Genomic DNA, 17,578 nt, shown 5'->3' with positions numbered 1-17,578 from the left:
GCCGTTTTGCCTGGCCAGACATTCACTTCCTTCCGGAACACTAAAAATTGACCTGAAACCAGCTCCTCATCCTTTCCAGAATGCGCTTGAATGAATTACCCTGGAGCCTGGTATGCTGGTGCCTTTGAAGCTGCTCCATTCCCGCAAGGATCAGTCCGATACCTGTGGAGCATCGTGGCGTAAGCACCACCTCTTCCAGACCTCCCCGATAATGGGGTAAGCCAAGCCGTACGGGCATGTGAAATATCTCTTCGCCAAGTTCCACCATGCCTTGAAGCGAGCTGCTGCCGCCCGTGATGACAATCCCGGATGACAGCAGCTCTTCGAGACCACTACGGCGCAATTCAGCCTGCACCAGAGAATAGAGCTCCTCCGCACGCGGCTCGATGACTTCCGCCAGCGTTTGCCTGGAGAGCTGCCGCGTTCCCCGGTCACCCACGCCTGCTACCTCAACCATGTCATGCGGATCCGCCATCGTGCGCAGGGCGCAGCCATAGCGGCATTTGATATCCTCGGCGTCTTTGGTCGGAGTGCGAAGCGCCATCGCGATGTCATTTGTAATCTGGTCTCCTGCAATCGGAATCACCGCGGTATGGCGAATGGCGCCGTGAGTAAATACCGCGATATCGGTGGTCCCACCCCCGATGTCCACCAGGCAGACACCCAGATCCTTCTCATCTTCAGACAGCACGGCCATTGCCGAAGCGAGCGGTTGCAACACCAGATCACGCACTTCCAGACCGCAGCGACGCACACACTTCATAATGTTCTGCGCCGCGGATACAGCACCCGTGACGATGTGCACTTTCACCTCCAGGCGGATGCCGCTCATGCCGATGGGCTCACGCACATCCTCCTGTCCATCTATGATGAATTCCTGATTGAGCACATGTAGAACCTGTTGATCATTGAGAATATTCACGGCCTTTGCGGTTTCCATGACGCGATCCACGTCCAGCCGCGATACCTCCTTATCCTTGATCGCCACCATTCCGTGCGAATTGAAGCTTTTGATATGGCTACCGGCAATCCCGGTATAAACCTCGCGGATCTTACAGTCGGCCATCAGCTCCGCCTCTTCAAGCGCGCGCTGGATCGCGCTTACGGTAGTCTCGATATTGACGACCACGCCTTTCTTCAAGCCGCGCGAGGGATGGCTTCCCATACCAATCACTTCGAATCCGCCCTCGGGCTTCACCTCCGCAACAATGGCAATAATTTTCGATGTCCCGATGTCGAGGCCGACGATCAGATTTTTCGTTTCGTTACTTCTGTTCATCTGCCCGGCAATCTAAAAATCTCATATCTTTTCTTCCAATTCCTATTGCTCTTGCCCATATCTCTTCTGCTCACGCTTATCGGGCGGCGAAACCATTGGAATAGCGCAGGTCCACATAACTCAATCGCGGATTGAGCTGCACCATGCCGTGAGCATGTGCCAGCACGTAGCGCCCCAGCCGGGCTCCCATTTGTTCGCGTCCCAGCTCGAGCACGGTTCCATTTCCCAGACGAATTTGCCATGCCCGGCGAGGAGAAAGTTTCATATAATCAACGTACTGCTCCAGTGGCCGCAGCAATTTCGAAAACACGTGGTACTGTCCTACCATATCGCTTGAGCTTTCCTCCGGCCCGTCAAATAGAGGCAATTGCTCATCGGAGGCAGCATTAAAAATTTCCCCATGGGTGTCGACCAGTGCGGCGGTGCCCCAGCGTGCCAGCGCCACATGCTCCTCAAGCGTCACGTCAAGACCCTGCGGCCAGACCCGGCGTACATTGGCAGTACGTACCCATGGCAATTTTCTGAATGCATTGCGCACCGCTGCCAAATCAACCGTAAAGAAATTTCCCCTGACCTGACTGCGGACCGCATCCTCAATCTGTTCTCGCGTGACATGCTTTGCCCCAGCTAGGTCGCTGTTGCGGGTACCGGTACTGCTAACGCTCACTACCTTCAAGGGAAAAACCGGCAGATTGATGGCCCATTTGCTGATGAAATATCCAGCGATCAGCGCAGCCAGAGCAAATAATGAGTTTGCCAGGAAGCCCAGCATTTGGTGGTTATCCCACATGAGCAAGGTCCAGTATTCTGAGCACCAATTCTTCGAATGAAATTCCCGCGGCCCTGGCTGCCATCGGCACGAGGCTGTGGCTGGTCATGCCGGGGGAAGTATTAGTCTCGAGGAGATACGGCTCTCCTGATTCATCCAGCATTACGTCCACTCGTCCCCATCCCTCACAACCCAAGATGCGATGTGCTTGCAGCGCCTGTATCTGGATCGCATGCTCCTCCGCAGCCGATAGACCGCTCGGGCAAAAATATTGCGTCCTGTCTGAAAGATATTTGGCCTCGTAATCGTACAAGCCGCCCTTTACCTGAATTCTCACCAGGGGTAAGGCCGTGTCGCCGAGAATAGCCGCGGTAAGTTCCATCCCTTCGATAAACTGCTCCGCCAATACGAGCGTGTCGTGTCTCGCTGCCAACAGCCATGCTGCCGGCAAGTCCTTCACAGAGGTTATCTTGCTCAAGCCTATGGTTGACCCCTCTCGCGAAGGCTTGATAATCAGTGGCAGGCCGAGCTCTTCTGCAACCGCCTCAAAGTCGCTTTGCTCAGTAAGCAGCACATGCCGCGGTGTATTGATCCCTGCCGCCTGCCATAGCAACTTGGTGCGCCATTTATCCATAGCCAGAGCACTCGCCAATACGCCACTACCGGTATAAGGCAAACCCATGAGTTCGAGCGCACCCTGAACTGTTCCGTCTTCGCCAAAGCGTCCATGCAGAGCGATGTGGGCGCGGTTGAACCCTTCCCGCAGAAGTACCTCCATGGGTTGTTCAGAAGGATCGAAGGAGTGGGCATTGACGCCCCGACGACGAAGCGCATCAAGCACGGCTGTACCGCTTTGAAGCGAAATCTCCCGCTCGGCCGAGCGCCCGCCCATTAGAACAGCCACTTTTCCAAAATGACGGTCCTGATTCACGATTGAGTTTCCCTGACAGAGGTATTCATGGCGTAGTGAAATTCAGCGTGGTCAAAGAGCCACCCCTATAATTCTGACCTCCTGCTCCAGCTCGATTCCGGTGTTCTGTTTCACCTCGTGTTTTATCACCCGCATCACCGCTTCGATATCCGCCGCGGTCGCGGCGCCGGTATTTACGATAAAGTTCGCGTGTTTTGGTGAAACCATCGCCGCGCCAATGCGAAATCCCTTCAACCCGCAAGACTCGATCAGGCGGGCTGCCCGATTCCCCGGGGGATTACGAAACACTGAACCGGCGTTGGGCAGGTTCAAGGGCTGGCTGGCAATACGTCGAACCAGAAACTCCTTGATCTTTTGGCGCGATGCATCGTGCGTGCCGCCCAACAATCTGAACCACCCACCCACAAACCATTCTTCATCCGGAAAATCGCCAGATTTCGATTCCCCAACGCGCATCTCCGGCTTTAATGCCACGTGCCGGTAGCCAATTGCATAATCTGCCGGCGGGCGTTCCCGCAATTGACCTGTACGGCTGATTGTTTGCACCTTTTCAACAATTTCCCAGGTTTCGGTACCGTAGCACCCTGCATTCATGGCCAATGCGCCGCCGATCGTGCCGGGAATACCTGCCAGAAATTCCGCATCGGCGAGACCGTGCGATGCGGCGAAGCGAGCCACCTTTGCACAAGCCAGACCGGCCTGTGCGTAAACCATTCCATTTTCATTTTCCCCCTCCAGCCGCAGCTCGTTTAGCCGCGCATGCAGTACAACTACTGTGCCCCGCACTCCGCCATCACGTACCAGCAGGTTACTGCCGAGTCCTATCACATACACCGGTTCGTCCGGTGCCAGGCTCGACAAAAATCGGCCAAAGTCAGTCAGATCGGCTGGTATATAAATACGCTCTGCCGCCCCCCCTGCGCGCCATGAGGTATATTTTTTCATTGACTCATTCACGCGCATTTCGCCGCGAAGCAATGTAATACCGTGCGCTGATTTAATTTCTGACATATCCATCATTCATCCCGCGACCGTTCCAGTCCGTTGAAGAAGCGGCCTGCTCTATACTTCCTACTTCCTTTACTTCCTATGCTTCCTTTACTTCTTTGGCTTCTTCCGCCTTTTTTATTTTTCCTGCTCCTTTTTCGATTGCGGGTTGCTCAAGATTCCCGTTTACAAGATGAGGTGCCACGTTTCCCACCGACCCTGCCCCCATTACGAGTACGATATCTTTGTCATGGGCGACGCTTTGAATAGCGGCCGGTAATTCCTCCACAGTCTCGACAAAAATCGGCTCCACCTTGCCTTGCACCCTTAGCGCACGCGCAAGTGACTTACTGTCGGCGGCTACAATCGGCGCTTCGCCAGCGGAATATACTTCTGTCAATAACAACACATCGGGGCTGGATAACACCTTCACGAAATCCTCGAATAAATCGCGGGTACGACTATAGCGGTGCGGCTGGAACACTAGTACCAGCCGACGTCCCGGAAACGCTCCACGAGCGGCGGCAATCGTCGCCGCCATTTCGGCGGGATGGTGACCGTAATCATCGATCAGCGTAAAACTTCCTTCCCTGCCATTTCCATTACCAAGCAACGTAACTTCCCCGTAACGCTGGAAACGCCGGTCCACCCCCCTGAAGCCGGCTAATGCCTTGATAATGGCGGTGTCCGGCAATCCGACTTCGTTGCACACCGCAATTGCCGCGAGCGCGTTTTGCACGTTATGCAATCCCGGCAGATTGAGGGTTATTTTGAGCTTCCGCGTTTTGCCGTTGACGCCGATCAGCGCGGTAAAATGCATCTGGCCCTCATCATGTCGGATATCCGCGGCGCGGACCTGCGCGGTATCGGACAAACCGTATGTTGTGATAGGCTTCGTAACGGCAGGCATGATTTCGCGCACGCTGGCATCATCCACGCACAATACCGCCATGCCGTAGAAAGGCAGATGCTGTACAAAATCCACGAACGCCTGTTTGAGCTTGGCGAAATCGTGGCTGTAGGTTTCCATGTGATCGGCATCTATATTGGTCACGACCGCCAGCACGGGCTGCAAATGGAGAAACGAGGCGTCGGACTCGTCGGCCTCTACCACGATAAACTCCCCGCGGCCGAGCTTGGCGTGAGATCCCGCCGCTTCCAATCTGCCACCGATAACAAATGTCGGATCCATTCCAGCTTCCGCAAGAACGCTGGCGATCAGGCTTGTGGTGGTCGTTTTGCCATGGGTTCCCGCAATAGCAATTCCCTGGCGCAACCTCAACAGTTCCGCGAGCATGATGGCGCGGGGGACGACCGGAACATTGCGCTCCCGCGCCGCCACAACCTCGGGATTATCCGGCTTGATTGCGGTAGAGGTTACGACCGCGTCAGCCGAGGCAACATGACTGCTCTCATGACCGAGATGTACCGTGGCGCCCAGTTTTCTCAAGCGCCGAGTAATCACGCTGTCGGATAAATCCGACCCGCTCACCTTGTATCCCAGATTAAGCAGCACCTCGGCGATTCCGCTCATGCCCGAGCCGCCGATGCCGATAAAATGTACGCGTTTGACCTTATGTTTCATACCAACCTATGCCTTGACCATTTCCATGCATGCTTCCGCCACGATTCTGGTTGCATCCGGCTTCGCCAGTTGCCGGGCCTTCCGCGCCATATCTGAAAGTTGCGGCCGGGTAAATCGCATCAATAATTCCGCCAGCCTTTCCGGTGTCAGTTCGCTTTGTGGCAACAGCACCGCGGCATCCTTGTCACTCAGGAATTTCGCGTTTTCCGTCTGGTGATCGTCCACGGCGTACGGAAAAGGCACCAGAATGCTCGCCACGCCCGCGGCGGCCAGCTCAGCGACAGTAAGAGCGCCTGCACGGCAAACCACCAGATCGCACTCCGCATAGCGCGCTCCCATGTTCTCGATGAAAGTCAGCAGTTCGCCTTCCACCCTCGCCTCGGCATAATTCTTTTTAAGATCTTCCAAATGCCTGGTTCCCGCCTGATGCGTAATCAACGGCCGTTGCGGTTCAGGAATCATTTTCAATGCCAGCGGCACAATAGTATTCAACGCCTGGGCGCCCAGACTTCCGCCAATTACTAACAGCCTCAATTTTCCGCTGCGTTCGGCGTATCTGTTTTCCGGCGCGTCCAACAGGCTGATTTCGCTCCGCACCGGATTGCCGGAGAATACCGCTGGCTTATTGGTCATGACGGCACCGGGAAAACCCAGCAAAACTTTATCCGCCAATTTCGCCAATATCCTGTTCACGAGGCCGGGAATCGAATTCTGTTCGTGTATAAGCAATGGTTTTTTCAGCAATGAGGCCATCAGGCCTCCCGGAAATGCAGGATAGCCACCCATGCCGAGCACGACATCGGGGTGCACCCTGCGCATCACTCTGGCGCTCTGCCATAACGCCAGCGAGAGCCGAAGCGGCAATGTCAGCCATGTTCCCGCGCCTTTCCGCCGAAAACCCGAGAAGCGTATGATCTCGATGTCGTGCCCCTGCCGCGGTGCCAGTATTGTTTCCATTCCACCTTCAGTTCCCAGCCAAACGACATGCCAGCCCGCCTTTTTCATGTACTCCGCCACGGCAAGTCCAGGAAAAACATGGCCACCCGTTCCGCCGGCCATGATGAGAATGGTATGAATCAACTTATCCATTCCCTTATGCCTATACCGCGGCGCAGTATTGCTTCTCGGCTATATGCTTTTCGGCTATACCACATAACCTTTCATTAACTGCCGATTTTCCCAGTCCACGCGCAGCAGCAGGGCCAGTGCAAGACAGCTGACGACAATACTGCTGCCACCGAAACTCATCAGCGGAAGCGTCAGTCCTTTTGTGGGCAGCACCCCCATGTTCACACCCATGTTAATAAATGCCTGCACACCCAGCCATACACCGATTCCTTGCGCAAGCAGCGCGGGAAAGAAACGCTCGCGTAGAGCCGCCTGTCGGCCTATGACAAAAGCACGGATGATCAGACAGGCAAACAGTGCCACAACCGTTGCCACCCCTGCGAAACCGAGTTCTTCGGCGATCACCGCAAGCAGAAAGTCGGTGTGCGCCTCCGGTAAATAGAAAAGCTTCTCTACGCTGCCGCCCAGACCGACGCCCAGCCATTCACCGCGCCCAAACGCAATCAGGGCGTGGCTCAATTGATATCCTTTTCCGTAAGGGTCATCCCATGGATCCAGGAATCCAAAAAAACGCTGCATGCGATAAGGTTCAACCCAGATGAGCGTTAACAGGCCCATTACCACAAAGCCGATCAGCCCCGTGAATAGCTTCAGATTTATGCCCCCCAAAAAGAGTATTGCCATCATGATCGCGGTAATCACAACAAATGAGCCGAAGTCCGGTTCGAGCAACAGCAGCAACCCAACCATCAGCATGACGATCAGCATGGGCAGGAATCCTTTACGAAAGTTTCCGAGGTAAGCCGCCTTGCGCACGGTATAGTTCGCAACGTAAATCACCATGAACAGCTTCATGAACTCGGACGGCTGGAAGTTCACAACCAGCAGCGAGATCCAGCGCCGGCTACCGTTGACTTCGCGGCCAATGCCGGGGACCAATACCAAGACCAGCAACAGCACGCCCAGTAGAAAAAGGTGGAATGCATATTTCTGCCACAACCGCATCGGTATCTGGAATGCGATCAACCCAGCCACCAGACCCGCCGCCAGATATGCGCCATGCCGAACAAGAAAATAGGCCGGGTAACCGTTTGTGCTTCTTCCCGCCTCTGCAATGGAAATGGAAGCCGAATAAACCATCACCAGCCCCAGGCTCAGCAAAAATATCGCGGACCAGATCAACGACTGATCAAAATGGGGCAGATTTCGGGGATTCCCGGTATCGTGCTGATAGATCATCAGTTGGATGGGGTGTGAACGTTAGCGGGAATTTCTGTTTCAACATGCTTTACCGCCGCTATGAATGCCTGGGCGCGGTGGGCATAGTTCTTGAACATATCGAAACTTGCGCATGCCGGCGACATCAATACGGCATCTCCTTTCCAGGCGAGCGTAAAGCTCTTTCGTACAGCCTCTTCCATTGTTGCGGCGCGATACAGCGGCACTTTGTGGTGCTGTATCGCAGCCGCGATCTTTTCGGCATCACGCCCGATCAGCACCACGGCCCGCGCATGCTCAGCAACCGGCTCCGCCAAAGGTGAGAAATCCTGACCCTTTCCATCGCCGCCTGCTATCAACACCACACGTTGCGCCATGCCATTCAATGCAGCGACCGTCGCGCCCACGTTGGTACCTTTGGAATCGTCATAGAAAACCACATCGCCAAATGCCGCGACCTTCTCCATTCGATGTGGCAAGCCTCTGAATTCACGTAAGGCGTCCAGCAATGGTTCAAAAGGCAATCCTATTGCCCGGCATAGTGCCAATGCGGCGAGCGCATTGGCTGTGTTGTGCAGACCGGCAACACGAAGCTCGCTTGTTTTCATCAAGCGCATTTTCCCTTGCACCAGCCAGGTGTTTTCACCTTTGCGCAGCAAGCCGAAATCGCTACTGCCAACGGGCGCATCCAAGCCAAAAGTTATCTGCTTTCTTCCGGGCTGTGCCATTTCACGCACCAGGAAATCCTCACGATTGAGAACCTGTACGCCATTGAAAGCATTATTGCCATCGCCAGTATCGGTTAAAAATATCCTTGCCTTGGCTGCGGCATAGTCCGGCATCCCGGCATAGCGGTCAAAATGATCTTCGCTCAGATTCAGTACCACCGCCGCATCCGCGCAGAGGCTGCGCGTGGTCTCCAACTGAAAACTGGAAACCTCCAATATCCATGCCTGGGGCAGTTTCTCTGAATCCTGTCGCTGCATCAGCGCATCCAGAATTGCAGGACTGATGTTCCCGGCGACCTCGGTGTCCCACCCGGCTTTTTTTACCATTGCCCCTACCATGGCCGTTACCGTAGTTTTGCCATTGGAACCGGTAACAGCCACGATCTTTGGCCTTTGCGCGCCGAATTCCAATCCCTCGCCTTGTTCGTATTTTTCCTTGAGGGCCAAAGCGAAAAGTTCCACATCACCCACGACAGGTATACCCTGGTTCGCCGCCTGCAGCACCAGACGCTCCGCCAGAGCTATGCCCGGGCTGATTGCGATCAGGTCTATGCCTGCGAAAGCCTCCAGGGCAAACCCGCCGGCGAATATTCCCCGTCCGGGAAGAATACCTTGCAGCGCATCCAGGCAGGGGGGGACGTTACGGCTGTCAGCCGCACGCACGTTTGCACCCTTGCGCAACAGCCATTTGGCCATGGAGAGACCTGTCTCGCCCATTCCCAGTATCAATACATTTTTACCGCGCAGATTCATGACTCGAGTGTCTTATCTCAACTTCAATGTGGACAAACCGAACAGCACCAGCATCATTGTGATGATCCAGAACCGTACTACCACCTGGTTCTCCTTCCAGCCCTTCAATTCGAAGTGATGATGCAACGGCGCCATGCGAAAAACACGCTTTCCGACCAGCTTGAATGACGCCACCTGTAGCATTACGGACAATGTTTCCACCACGAATACGCCACCCATGATGAGCAGCACGATCTCCTGGCGGACAATCACTGTCACGATGCCGAGCGCAGCGCCAAGTGCAAGCGCGCCGACGTCGCCCATGAATACTTCTGCCGGATAAGCGTTAAACCAGAGAAAAGCAAGCCCTGCACCCGCCAGCGCGCCACAGAAGACGGCGAGCTCGGCCGCGTGGGGGATATGAGGGATACCCAAATATTTCGAAAATACGGCGTGGCCTGCAACATAGGCAAAAATGGCTAAAGCACTGCTGATCATTACCGTCGGCAGGATGGCTAGACCATCCAGGCCATCGGTCAGATTCACCGCATTGCTGGTGCCGACTATGACGAAATAGCTCAGCGCGACAAATCCCCCCAAGCCAAGCGGTATAGCCACTTGCTTGAAGAATGGAACGATCATGGTCGTCTGCGCGGGCAGCTCGGCCGTCAAGCCCAGGTATAGCGCAACTGAAATCGCGATGACGGATTGCCAGAAGAGCTTGGCTCTTGCGGACAACCCCTTCGGATTGCGATAAACCACCTTGCGGTAATCATCGACCCATCCGATGATGCCGAAACCCAGCGTGGTCGCGAGCGCCACCCATACGTAGCGATTGCTCAGGTCCGCCCACAATAGCGTGGTAATAGCGATGGATACCAGTATGAGCGCGCCGCCCATCGTAGGGGTTCCCGCTTTGACCAGATGGGTCTGTGGTCCATCATCGCGCACCGATTGTCCTATTTTGTATGCGGTGAGCTTGCGTATCATGGTGGGACCGACAATGAATGAAATCACGAGCGCGGTGAGCGCCGCCAGCACGGCGCGCAAGGTGATGTAATTGAATACGTTGAATACCCGTATATCCTTTGCAAGCCATTGCGCAAGCTCTAGCAGCACGACAACCGCCGGGATGAGGCTCGTTTTTTCATAAGGTCATGATTCGATACTCTTGACCACCCGCTCCATCTTCATGAAACGCGATCCTTTTATCAGCAACGTGACGTCGGGAGCCAGCAACTCTTGCACTTCGGGCAGCAATTCCTCCATTCTCTCGAAATGCCGGGCGCCCGCACCAAAACTTGATGCGGCATAAGCACTCAATTCGCCCAGCGTAAATAATTTATCAATGGCGGCGAGACGGCTTTCCACACCGATGCGCTCATGAAAAACTCTGGCGCCATCGCCCAGCTCACCCATGTCGCCAAGTATCAGGATTTTTTTGCCGCGGGCTCTTGCCAGCACGGACAATGCTGCTCTTACCGACTCAGGATTGGCGTTATAACTGTCGTCTATCACCGTTGCACCGTGCAAACCCTGTTTTTTCTGCATACGTCCCTTGACGCCGCTAAACGCGCTCAATCCCGACACGATCGCTTTTACCCCGACTCCCAAGGCGACTGACGCCGCTGCTGCAGCCAGGGCATTGCGTACGTTATGCTCGCCTGGGACCTGGAGCACCACGTCCTGGGCCTCGTCCGGTAATATCAATGTCATCCTGGTGCTGAAAAAATCGAGCTGATAGCGAGCGCTCACGTCTGGAAACCCTTCAATACCAAACTCCACTATTTTTCTGTTGCCGGCCAGCTTGCGCCATAGCGGAGCATGGAAATCGTCGGCATTGAGGACGGCTGTCCCGCATGCGTCAAGCCCTTCAAAAATCTCGCCCTTGGCACGAGCCACCGCTTCTACCGAAACCAGGCCCTCGACGTGCGCCGCCCCTGCATTGGTAATCAGCGCGACATCCGGCTTCGCCAGCCTTGTTAAATAAGAGATTTCGCCGGCATGATTCATGCCCATCTCTATGACCGCATAGCAATGCCGTTCGCGCAATCGCAATAGCATGAGTGGCATGCCGATATCGTTGTTGAGATTGCCTTCCGTCGCGAGTACCTTATCCGGGCCGCCGGCCTGCGCCGTCGTGCCGGCCGCGTGCCGCAAAATACAGGCGATCATCTCTTTCACCGTGGTCTTGCCATTACTGCCCGTCACCGCAACCATCGGAATATTGAACTGGCCGCGCCAATATGCAGCCAGTTGCCCCAATCCCAGGCGGGTATTCTCGACTTCTATCAGAGGAAGCCGTGGCTCGGATACCCGGGCCTGGAATTCATGACATACCATCGCCGCGACAGCGCCCTTTTCTTTCACCTCGGCAATAAAATCATGCCCGTCGAATGTATCTCCAATCAACGCAATGAATAGATCGTCGTGCCCCACCGTGCGGCTATCCGTGCTGACGCCGGTAAAGTACACGTCGTCGCCGGACCATTTACCATGCACGGCACGAGCCGCGTCCTGCACGCTCATCATAGTTATGCCGGTATCCTCGCCATGAGTGCCCGCCGGGCCACGTCCCGATCACTGAATGGGCGCTTCTGCCCATCTATTTCCTGGTAGGCTTCATGCCCCTTCCCTGCAATTACAATCGCATCACCTTTACGCGCATCCTGAATTGCCCGGCAAATTGCCGCCGCACGATCTTCCTCGATAACATGGTTGACACCGGCGCCTGCCGCGATCTCACTGATAATGACGTTCGGGTCTTCCTTCCTGGGATTGTCGCTGGTGATGATGACTTCGTCAGCCAGTCTGGTCGCTACGGCGCCCATGATCGGCCGCTTGCCCTGATCGCGTTCTCCCCCGCAACCAAACACGCAGATGAGCCTTGAATTCCGGTCTCCCGCTTCTCCCGCCTGAGAACCACCATGAAGAATTTCGCGCGCCGTAGCCAGTACTTTTTCCAGAGCGTCCGGCGTGTGCGCGTAATCGATCACGATGAGAGGCAGGTCGCCTGCTCCTAGTTGCTCCATTCTCCCCGGCACAGGCGTTAGCTCATGCAGAACTTGTACAGCATCCGCCAACCTGACGCCGCTGGCCACCAAAGTAGCCAGCACCCCCAGCAAATTCGATGCGTTGAATCTGCCTATTACCTTGGATTCAACTTTGAAATGTTCAGATTCAAATTCGGCATCAAATGAAACACCTTGGGAACTTGACTTGAGATTCCGCCCGCGCATCACCTTGAATTTTTCATAACCGAGCATTCGGTCACGCAATTCTGCAAATCCGTATCCAATTATGCTTGCATCCGCGCCTTCGATTTGCTTCAACAAGCCAGCCCCAAACGCGTCATCAAGATTCAGAACCGCATGCTTGAGCCCCGGCCAACGGAACAGCCGTGCCTTGGCAGCGGCATATGTCTCCATGCTGCCATGATAATCGAGATGATCGCGCGACAGGTTCGTGAGCAGCGCGACCGAGAACGTTGTGCCATTAATGCGCTCTTGCACGATCCCGTGTGAAGAGACTTCCATCGCCGCGCCGCACGCCCCGAGCCGAAACAACTCCGCCAGTTTCCGCTGTAATAGCACTGCATCAGGCGTCGTGCTGGCGGTTGATGCGAGCTCACCAGGAAAGCCAATACCGAGGGTGCCGATAATCGCGGTTTTTCTGCCCAGTGCAGTCATGGCTTGCGCTATCCAGTGACTACAGGAAGTTTTTCCGTTCGTTCCGGTAATACCGATGAGCCATAGCTTCTGCGATGGATGACCATACACATGATCGGCAATGACGCCCGCTTTGGCGCGCAGTCTGGCTATCGGCAAGTTTGGCACACGCCATGCGGAGTCCCATGGGAAACCACGAGGGTCCCATAATATCCCGTTGGCTCCGGCTGCGATGGCCTGAGGGATGAAGTTGCGGCCGTCGGACTTTTCCCCGCCGTAAGCCAGAAAAGTATCCCCGGTCGTCACCATGCGGCTGTCGGCAACAATGTTTGTAATCCTGACCCCCAGATTGTCGAGCACACGAAAGTCAAACGCCGGATAAGCCGGCAATTTTGAATTCCCAATGTCAGATCTTGCACTCATACATCGCCCTTCAAAGGGAGAGCTGCTGTAATCGACATCACGCTGGTGGACGGGGCATCGTGCGGCACGTTACGTATGCGTAGGGCGCCAGCCATCACTCGGTTGAATACCGGTGCCGCAACCGCACCGCCAAAGTATTTTCCCGCGGATGGCTCATCCAGCATCACCGCGATGACGAAGCGTGGGCTGGAAGCCGGCGCGTAACCAACAAATGTGGAAAGGTAACGGTTTTTCGCATAACCGTTACCTTCCGGCTTGTGAGCGGTGCCCGTCTTGCCTGCTACCCGGTAACCGTCGATGCGCGCTTGTGGCGCGGTTCCCCCCGGTTGCGCCACCATTTCCAGCATCTCACTCACGGCGTGGGCGGTATCCCGCGACAATACGCGCTTGCCCTCCATCGGCGTGTCAAGCCTCAACAGTGACACCGGCTTCAACTCGCCCGCGGAGGAGAATAAGGTATAGGCGCGCGCCAACTGCAGCAGACTCACCGAAATGCCGTGTCCATATGACATTGTTGCCTGTTCGATAGGGCGCCAGGTACGGTAGGGGCGGAGCTTGCCGCTGACTTCTCCCGGAAAACCAGTACCGGTTGGCGCGCCAAACCCCGCGTCACTCAGCATTTCCCATAATGCTTGGGGTGGCAGTGATAGCGCAATCTTCGCGGAGCCGATATTGCTCGATTTCTGGATCACTTGCGCCACCGTAAGCGCATCTTCCTTATGCGCATCGCGTATCGTTGCTTTCCCTATGGAAAATGTGCCGGGCGCCGTCTGGAATACGGTGTCGGGTTTTATTCCGCCCGCTTCCAGCGCGGCTGCTATCGTAAATGGTTTCAGTGTTGATCCCGGCTCGAATACATCGGTCAGCGCTCTGTTACGGAATCGGCTGCCCTTCATTCCCACGCGATTGTTGGGGTTGTACGCGGGCAAATTGACGAGCGCCATGACCTCGCCTGTCTGTGCGTCGAGCACCACGATTCCACCGGCCTTGGCTTTGTTGGCCTCCACTGCCTGCTTCAACTCACGATAGGCGAGATACTGAATCTTGCTGTCTATTGACAAGGCGACGTTTCGCCCGGACCTCGGTGGCCGGATGTTTTCCACATCCTCGACAATACGCCCCTTGCGGTCCTTTATTACACGCCGACTCCCTGGTTGACCGGCAAGATCATCCTGCCAGGCGAGTTCGATCCCTTCCTGGCCATTGTCATCCACATCCGTAAAGCCAAGCATATGAGCCGTCAGCTCGCCTGCGGGATAGTACCGCCGATACTCCCGTTTAAGAAATATGCCCGGAATGTTGAGTTCGACCACCTTGGCCGCCACATCGGGCGGCAAATGCCTCTTGAGATATACAAAATCACGCCCGGGTCCACGCTGTGATCCATCAAGGCGCTTACGAACTTCTTCGATATCAGTTCCGATCAGGCTCGCCAATTTTTTTAATTGCTCGGGTGTTGCATTCACGTCTTGCGGACTTGACCACACCGACTCGACCGGTGTACTGATAGCGAGCGGCTCACCGTGGCGATCCGTAATCATTCCACGGTGAGCGCTCATTTCAATTACCCGGCTGTGACGCGACTCGCCCTTCTGTTGCAGGAATCCGTTATGCATTCCCTGCAAATAGGCGGCACGCCCCGCTAACCCGGCTAGCCCCAGCAGCAATAACGCTACCAATAGCCTGGAACGTCCAGCAGGCAGCGCGATATAAGGTAACCGGCTGGACGTCATGGTTTTTGCACTTCCACCGAAACGGCCGCGCTGGAATTTGCCAATGGGATGGTCTGAATGCGCGATGCATCCGGTACCCGCATATGGAACTGGTTTACAGCGATTTTTTCTATCCGTGTAGGCATTGCCCAAGTACTCTGTTCAAGTTGCAGTTGGCCCCATTCAACTGCCAGCTGTCTCGCCAGCCCCTGCTCTTTTTCCAGCTCCACAAAAAGCCGACGTGCCTTGTGCTGCGAAGATACAATACTCAGCGCGCAGGCGATGAGAAGTAAGGTCAACAGAATATTTATCCTGATCACATCAGTGTTCCCATTAGCCGGATACGCTGCATGGCCATTCGCTATGCGCTATATCGTCTATGTTCTGTTAATCCGTTCCGCCACCCGCATGACCGCACTCCTGGCCCGCGGGTTGCTTTCAACCTCGTTCGCACCAGGACGGATTGCCTTACCCACCAGGCGCAATGTTTGGCGGCTCAAAAGCCGCACCTCGTTTGCCCGCAAAGGCAGCTTCCTGGGCATGCCGTCAGAACTCGCCAATTGACGCATAAAGCGTTTCACTATTCGATCCTCCAATGAGTGAAAGCTGATAACGACAAGCCGTCCGCCCGGGTTCAGCATCTGCACGCATTGCGGCAGGGCTAGCGATAAATTTTCAAGCTCCTGATTGAGATAAATCCGTATGGCCTGAAAAGTTCGCGTCGCTGGGTTCTGCTTGTTTTCCCGCCCGCGCGCATGCACAATCGTTGCCACGAGCGTAGCGAGCTGATGCGTGGTGACCATGGGTTGCCGCGCTCTAGCCGCAACAATCGCCCTTGCAATCTGTTTAGCAAACCGCTCCTCGCCATAGTTTCGCAACACCTCTTCCAAATGAGCTTCTGAAGCGGAAGCCAGCCATTCAGCCGCCGTTTGGCCCTGGCTCATGTCCATGCGCATGTCGAGCAAACCATCAAGGCGGAAGCTGAAGCCACGCGATGCGTCTTCCAGTTGTGGCGACGATACCCCCAAATCCAGCAATATCCCGTCTACCCGATCTACATGGAATTGCCCCAGAACCTCCTGTATTTTCGAAAAACTGTTGTGCGATACGCTAAACCTCCGGTCGTCGATCGCTTGCGCCACAGCCAAAGCAGCCGGATCCCTATCCAATGCGATCAGTCTGCCTGTTTTTTCGAGTCGCTCCAATATCAGCCTGCTGTGTCCCCCACGGCCAAATGTGCCATCTACATATGTACCGCCCGGCTTGACGGCCAGCGCATCCACCGCTTCCTGGAGTAAAACCGTGGTGTGCGCGTCCGAGCCCACCACATCACAATGAAAAACCGTCGAGTTCGAGTGGAATTCCATCTTTGAACGCCAGCGCATTTTCCATTTGAAGATTCCACTTTTCGTCATCCCACAACTCGAATTTTGCACCCTGCCCCACCAGCACCACCTCCTTGCTCAAACCGGCAAACTGGCGCAAAGGCGGGGGTACCAGAATGCGGCCAGCGCCATCCATTTCCACATCACAGGCATTGCCAATGAGAAGGCGTTGCAGACTCCGGGTTTGTGGATTGAAGCTGGAGAGGCTGTTGAGCTTTTGCTCGATCGGCTCCCATATAGGCTGGGGATATACCAATAAACACTTGGAAGGATCGGCGGTAATGACCAAATGACCGGCGCAAAGGGATATCAAGCCGTCTCGGTATTTTGCGGGCACCGCGAGTCTACCTTTATTGTCCAGACTTATAGGCGTACCACCGCGAAACATCGTATCCCCTTTGTTGCCGTAGACGAAGATGCCTAACTCTTCCACTTTTACCCACTTTTTACCACTGTAGTTAAAAAAAATGGCAAAGTCAAGGAAACAAGAAGGGTTTTTCGGTTATAAGACAAAGGCTTAAATTAATGCGCTGTAAAAAACTAAGCCTTTAAATAACAAAGGAAAAAACGAAATAGGCAGGACAAATATATAAAAGATGAAGTGCTTTATCTCTCTGATTTAACTAAACATATTAAAATGGGCTTACTGAATGCACAAAAACCGTTGCCCCGTTAATCGGGTTCAGCTTAACTTACTGTAATTCATGGAAGGCCTTGGATGCGACCGTACAAGGTGAACCTCTAGCATGATACGGGACGGATTAAGGCGCGACCGCGCACGGCGGAACAGTTGCCTTCGGCAGGAAGGTGCGACCCCGTAGCGGGATGCAGGCGCCCCCAACAGGGCGGTCGGGCATTCCCTCCACTGCCCGATCCCCGCTTTGCGGGGCCCCTCGTCCCACGTTCCGGGGCGCGACCGCAGGGCGGAGCAGTTGCCTTCCGCAGGAAGGTGCGACCCCGTAGCGGGATGCAGGCGCCCCCAACAGGGCGGTCGGGCATTCCCTCCACTGCCCGATCCCCGCTTTGCGGGGCCCCTCGTGCCACGTTCCGGGGCGCGACCGCGCAGGGCGGAGCAGTTGCCTTCGGCAGGAAG

Annotated in this window: 15 protein-coding genes; all 15 read right to left on the bottom strand. The window is 55.2% G+C overall.

Translation table 11 applies throughout. From position 1 onward, the window contains the following. Window positions 1–40 precede the first annotated feature (40 nt). A complete protein-coding gene (gene ftsA, locus BMX00_RS00660; protein WP_090825875.1) occupies window positions 41–1,279 on the bottom strand; it encodes a cell division protein FtsA in 1,239 nt (412 codons plus the stop codon). 76 nt (window positions 1,280–1,355) lie between these two features. After that, entirely contained in the window at window positions 1,356–2,069 is a 714-nt protein-coding gene (locus tag BMX00_RS00655; protein WP_090825872.1) for a cell division protein FtsQ/DivIB, read from the bottom strand. Continuing rightward, window positions 2,059–2,979 carry a D-alanine--D-alanine ligase gene (locus BMX00_RS00650; RefSeq protein WP_281245885.1) on the bottom strand — a complete coding sequence of 307 codons (921 nt, stop codon included), beginning with the start codon at window positions 2,977–2,979 and terminating at the stop codon, window positions 2,059–2,061. Before BMX00_RS00650 ends, BMX00_RS00655 begins: the two co-directional genes overlap by 11 nt. Window positions 2,980–3,030: 51 nt before the next feature. Next, window positions 3,031–3,996 (bottom strand): UDP-N-acetylmuramate dehydrogenase, encoded by a 966-nt coding sequence (gene murB, locus BMX00_RS00645; protein WP_090825866.1) that lies wholly within the window; start codon window positions 3,994–3,996, stop codon window positions 3,031–3,033. A gap of 70 nt (window positions 3,997–4,066) precedes the next feature. Further along, window positions 4,067–5,551 (bottom strand): UDP-N-acetylmuramate--L-alanine ligase, encoded by a 1,485-nt coding sequence (gene murC, locus BMX00_RS00640; RefSeq protein ID WP_090825863.1) that lies wholly within the window; start codon window positions 5,549–5,551, stop codon window positions 4,067–4,069. A gap of 6 nt (window positions 5,552–5,557) precedes the next feature. Continuing rightward, window positions 5,558–6,640, bottom strand: coding sequence for an undecaprenyldiphospho-muramoylpentapeptide beta-N-acetylglucosaminyltransferase (murG, locus tag BMX00_RS00635; protein WP_090825860.1), 1,083 nt, complete (start codon window positions 6,638–6,640; stop codon window positions 5,558–5,560). A 54-nt stretch (window positions 6,641–6,694) separates the two neighbouring features. Beyond that, window positions 6,695–7,858, bottom strand: coding sequence for a putative lipid II flippase FtsW (gene ftsW, locus BMX00_RS00630; RefSeq protein WP_090825858.1), 1,164 nt, complete (start codon window positions 7,856–7,858; stop codon window positions 6,695–6,697). After that, on the bottom strand, window positions 7,858–9,318 hold the full coding sequence (gene murD, locus BMX00_RS00625; protein ID WP_090825854.1) for a UDP-N-acetylmuramoyl-L-alanine--D-glutamate ligase: 1,461 nt from the start codon (window positions 9,316–9,318) through the stop codon (window positions 7,858–7,860). Before murD ends, ftsW begins: the two co-directional genes overlap by 1 nt. Before the next feature lie 12 nt (window positions 9,319–9,330). Continuing rightward, complete coding sequence (gene mraY / locus BMX00_RS00620) at window positions 9,331–10,416, bottom strand: phospho-N-acetylmuramoyl-pentapeptide-transferase (RefSeq protein WP_090825851.1); 1,086 nt, start codon at window positions 10,414–10,416, stop codon at window positions 9,331–9,333. A 36-nt stretch (window positions 10,417–10,452) separates the two neighbouring features. Continuing rightward, a complete protein-coding gene (locus BMX00_RS00615) occupies window positions 10,453–11,829 on the bottom strand; it encodes a UDP-N-acetylmuramoyl-tripeptide--D-alanyl-D-alanine ligase (RefSeq protein WP_177171728.1) in 1,377 nt (458 codons plus the stop codon). A gap of 2 nt (window positions 11,830–11,831) precedes the next feature. After that, window positions 11,832–13,388 carry a UDP-N-acetylmuramoyl-L-alanyl-D-glutamate--2,6-diaminopimelate ligase gene (locus BMX00_RS00610; RefSeq protein ID WP_090825848.1) on the bottom strand — a complete coding sequence of 519 codons (1,557 nt, stop codon included), beginning with the start codon at window positions 13,386–13,388 and terminating at the stop codon, window positions 11,832–11,834. Next, complete coding sequence (locus BMX00_RS00605) at window positions 13,385–15,121, bottom strand: peptidoglycan D,D-transpeptidase FtsI family protein (RefSeq protein WP_090825846.1); 1,737 nt, start codon at window positions 15,119–15,121, stop codon at window positions 13,385–13,387. The genes BMX00_RS00610 and BMX00_RS00605 overlap by 4 nt, the downstream gene beginning before the upstream one ends. Beyond that, complete coding sequence (gene ftsL, locus BMX00_RS00600) at window positions 15,118–15,420, bottom strand: cell division protein FtsL (RefSeq protein WP_090825843.1); 303 nt, start codon at window positions 15,418–15,420, stop codon at window positions 15,118–15,120. Before ftsL ends, BMX00_RS00605 begins: the two co-directional genes overlap by 4 nt. Before the next feature lie 57 nt (window positions 15,421–15,477). Further along, on the bottom strand, window positions 15,478–16,467 hold the full coding sequence (gene rsmH, locus BMX00_RS00595; protein ID WP_090825839.1) for a 16S rRNA (cytosine(1402)-N(4))-methyltransferase RsmH: 990 nt from the start codon (window positions 16,465–16,467) through the stop codon (window positions 15,478–15,480). Next, window positions 16,430–16,873, bottom strand: coding sequence for a division/cell wall cluster transcriptional repressor MraZ (gene mraZ, locus BMX00_RS00590; protein ID WP_090825833.1), 444 nt, complete (start codon window positions 16,871–16,873; stop codon window positions 16,430–16,432). The genes rsmH and mraZ overlap by 38 nt, the downstream gene beginning before the upstream one ends. Window positions 16,874–17,578 lie beyond the last annotated feature (705 nt).

This window comes from Nitrosovibrio tenuis, from assembly GCF_900109785.1.
GTDB classification, from domain to species: Bacteria; Pseudomonadota; Gammaproteobacteria; order Burkholderiales; family Nitrosomonadaceae; genus Nitrosospira; species Nitrosospira tenuis_A.
The sequence above is the reverse complement of the archived record's forward strand: the minus strand, read 5'-3'. Positions and strand labels throughout refer to the sequence as shown.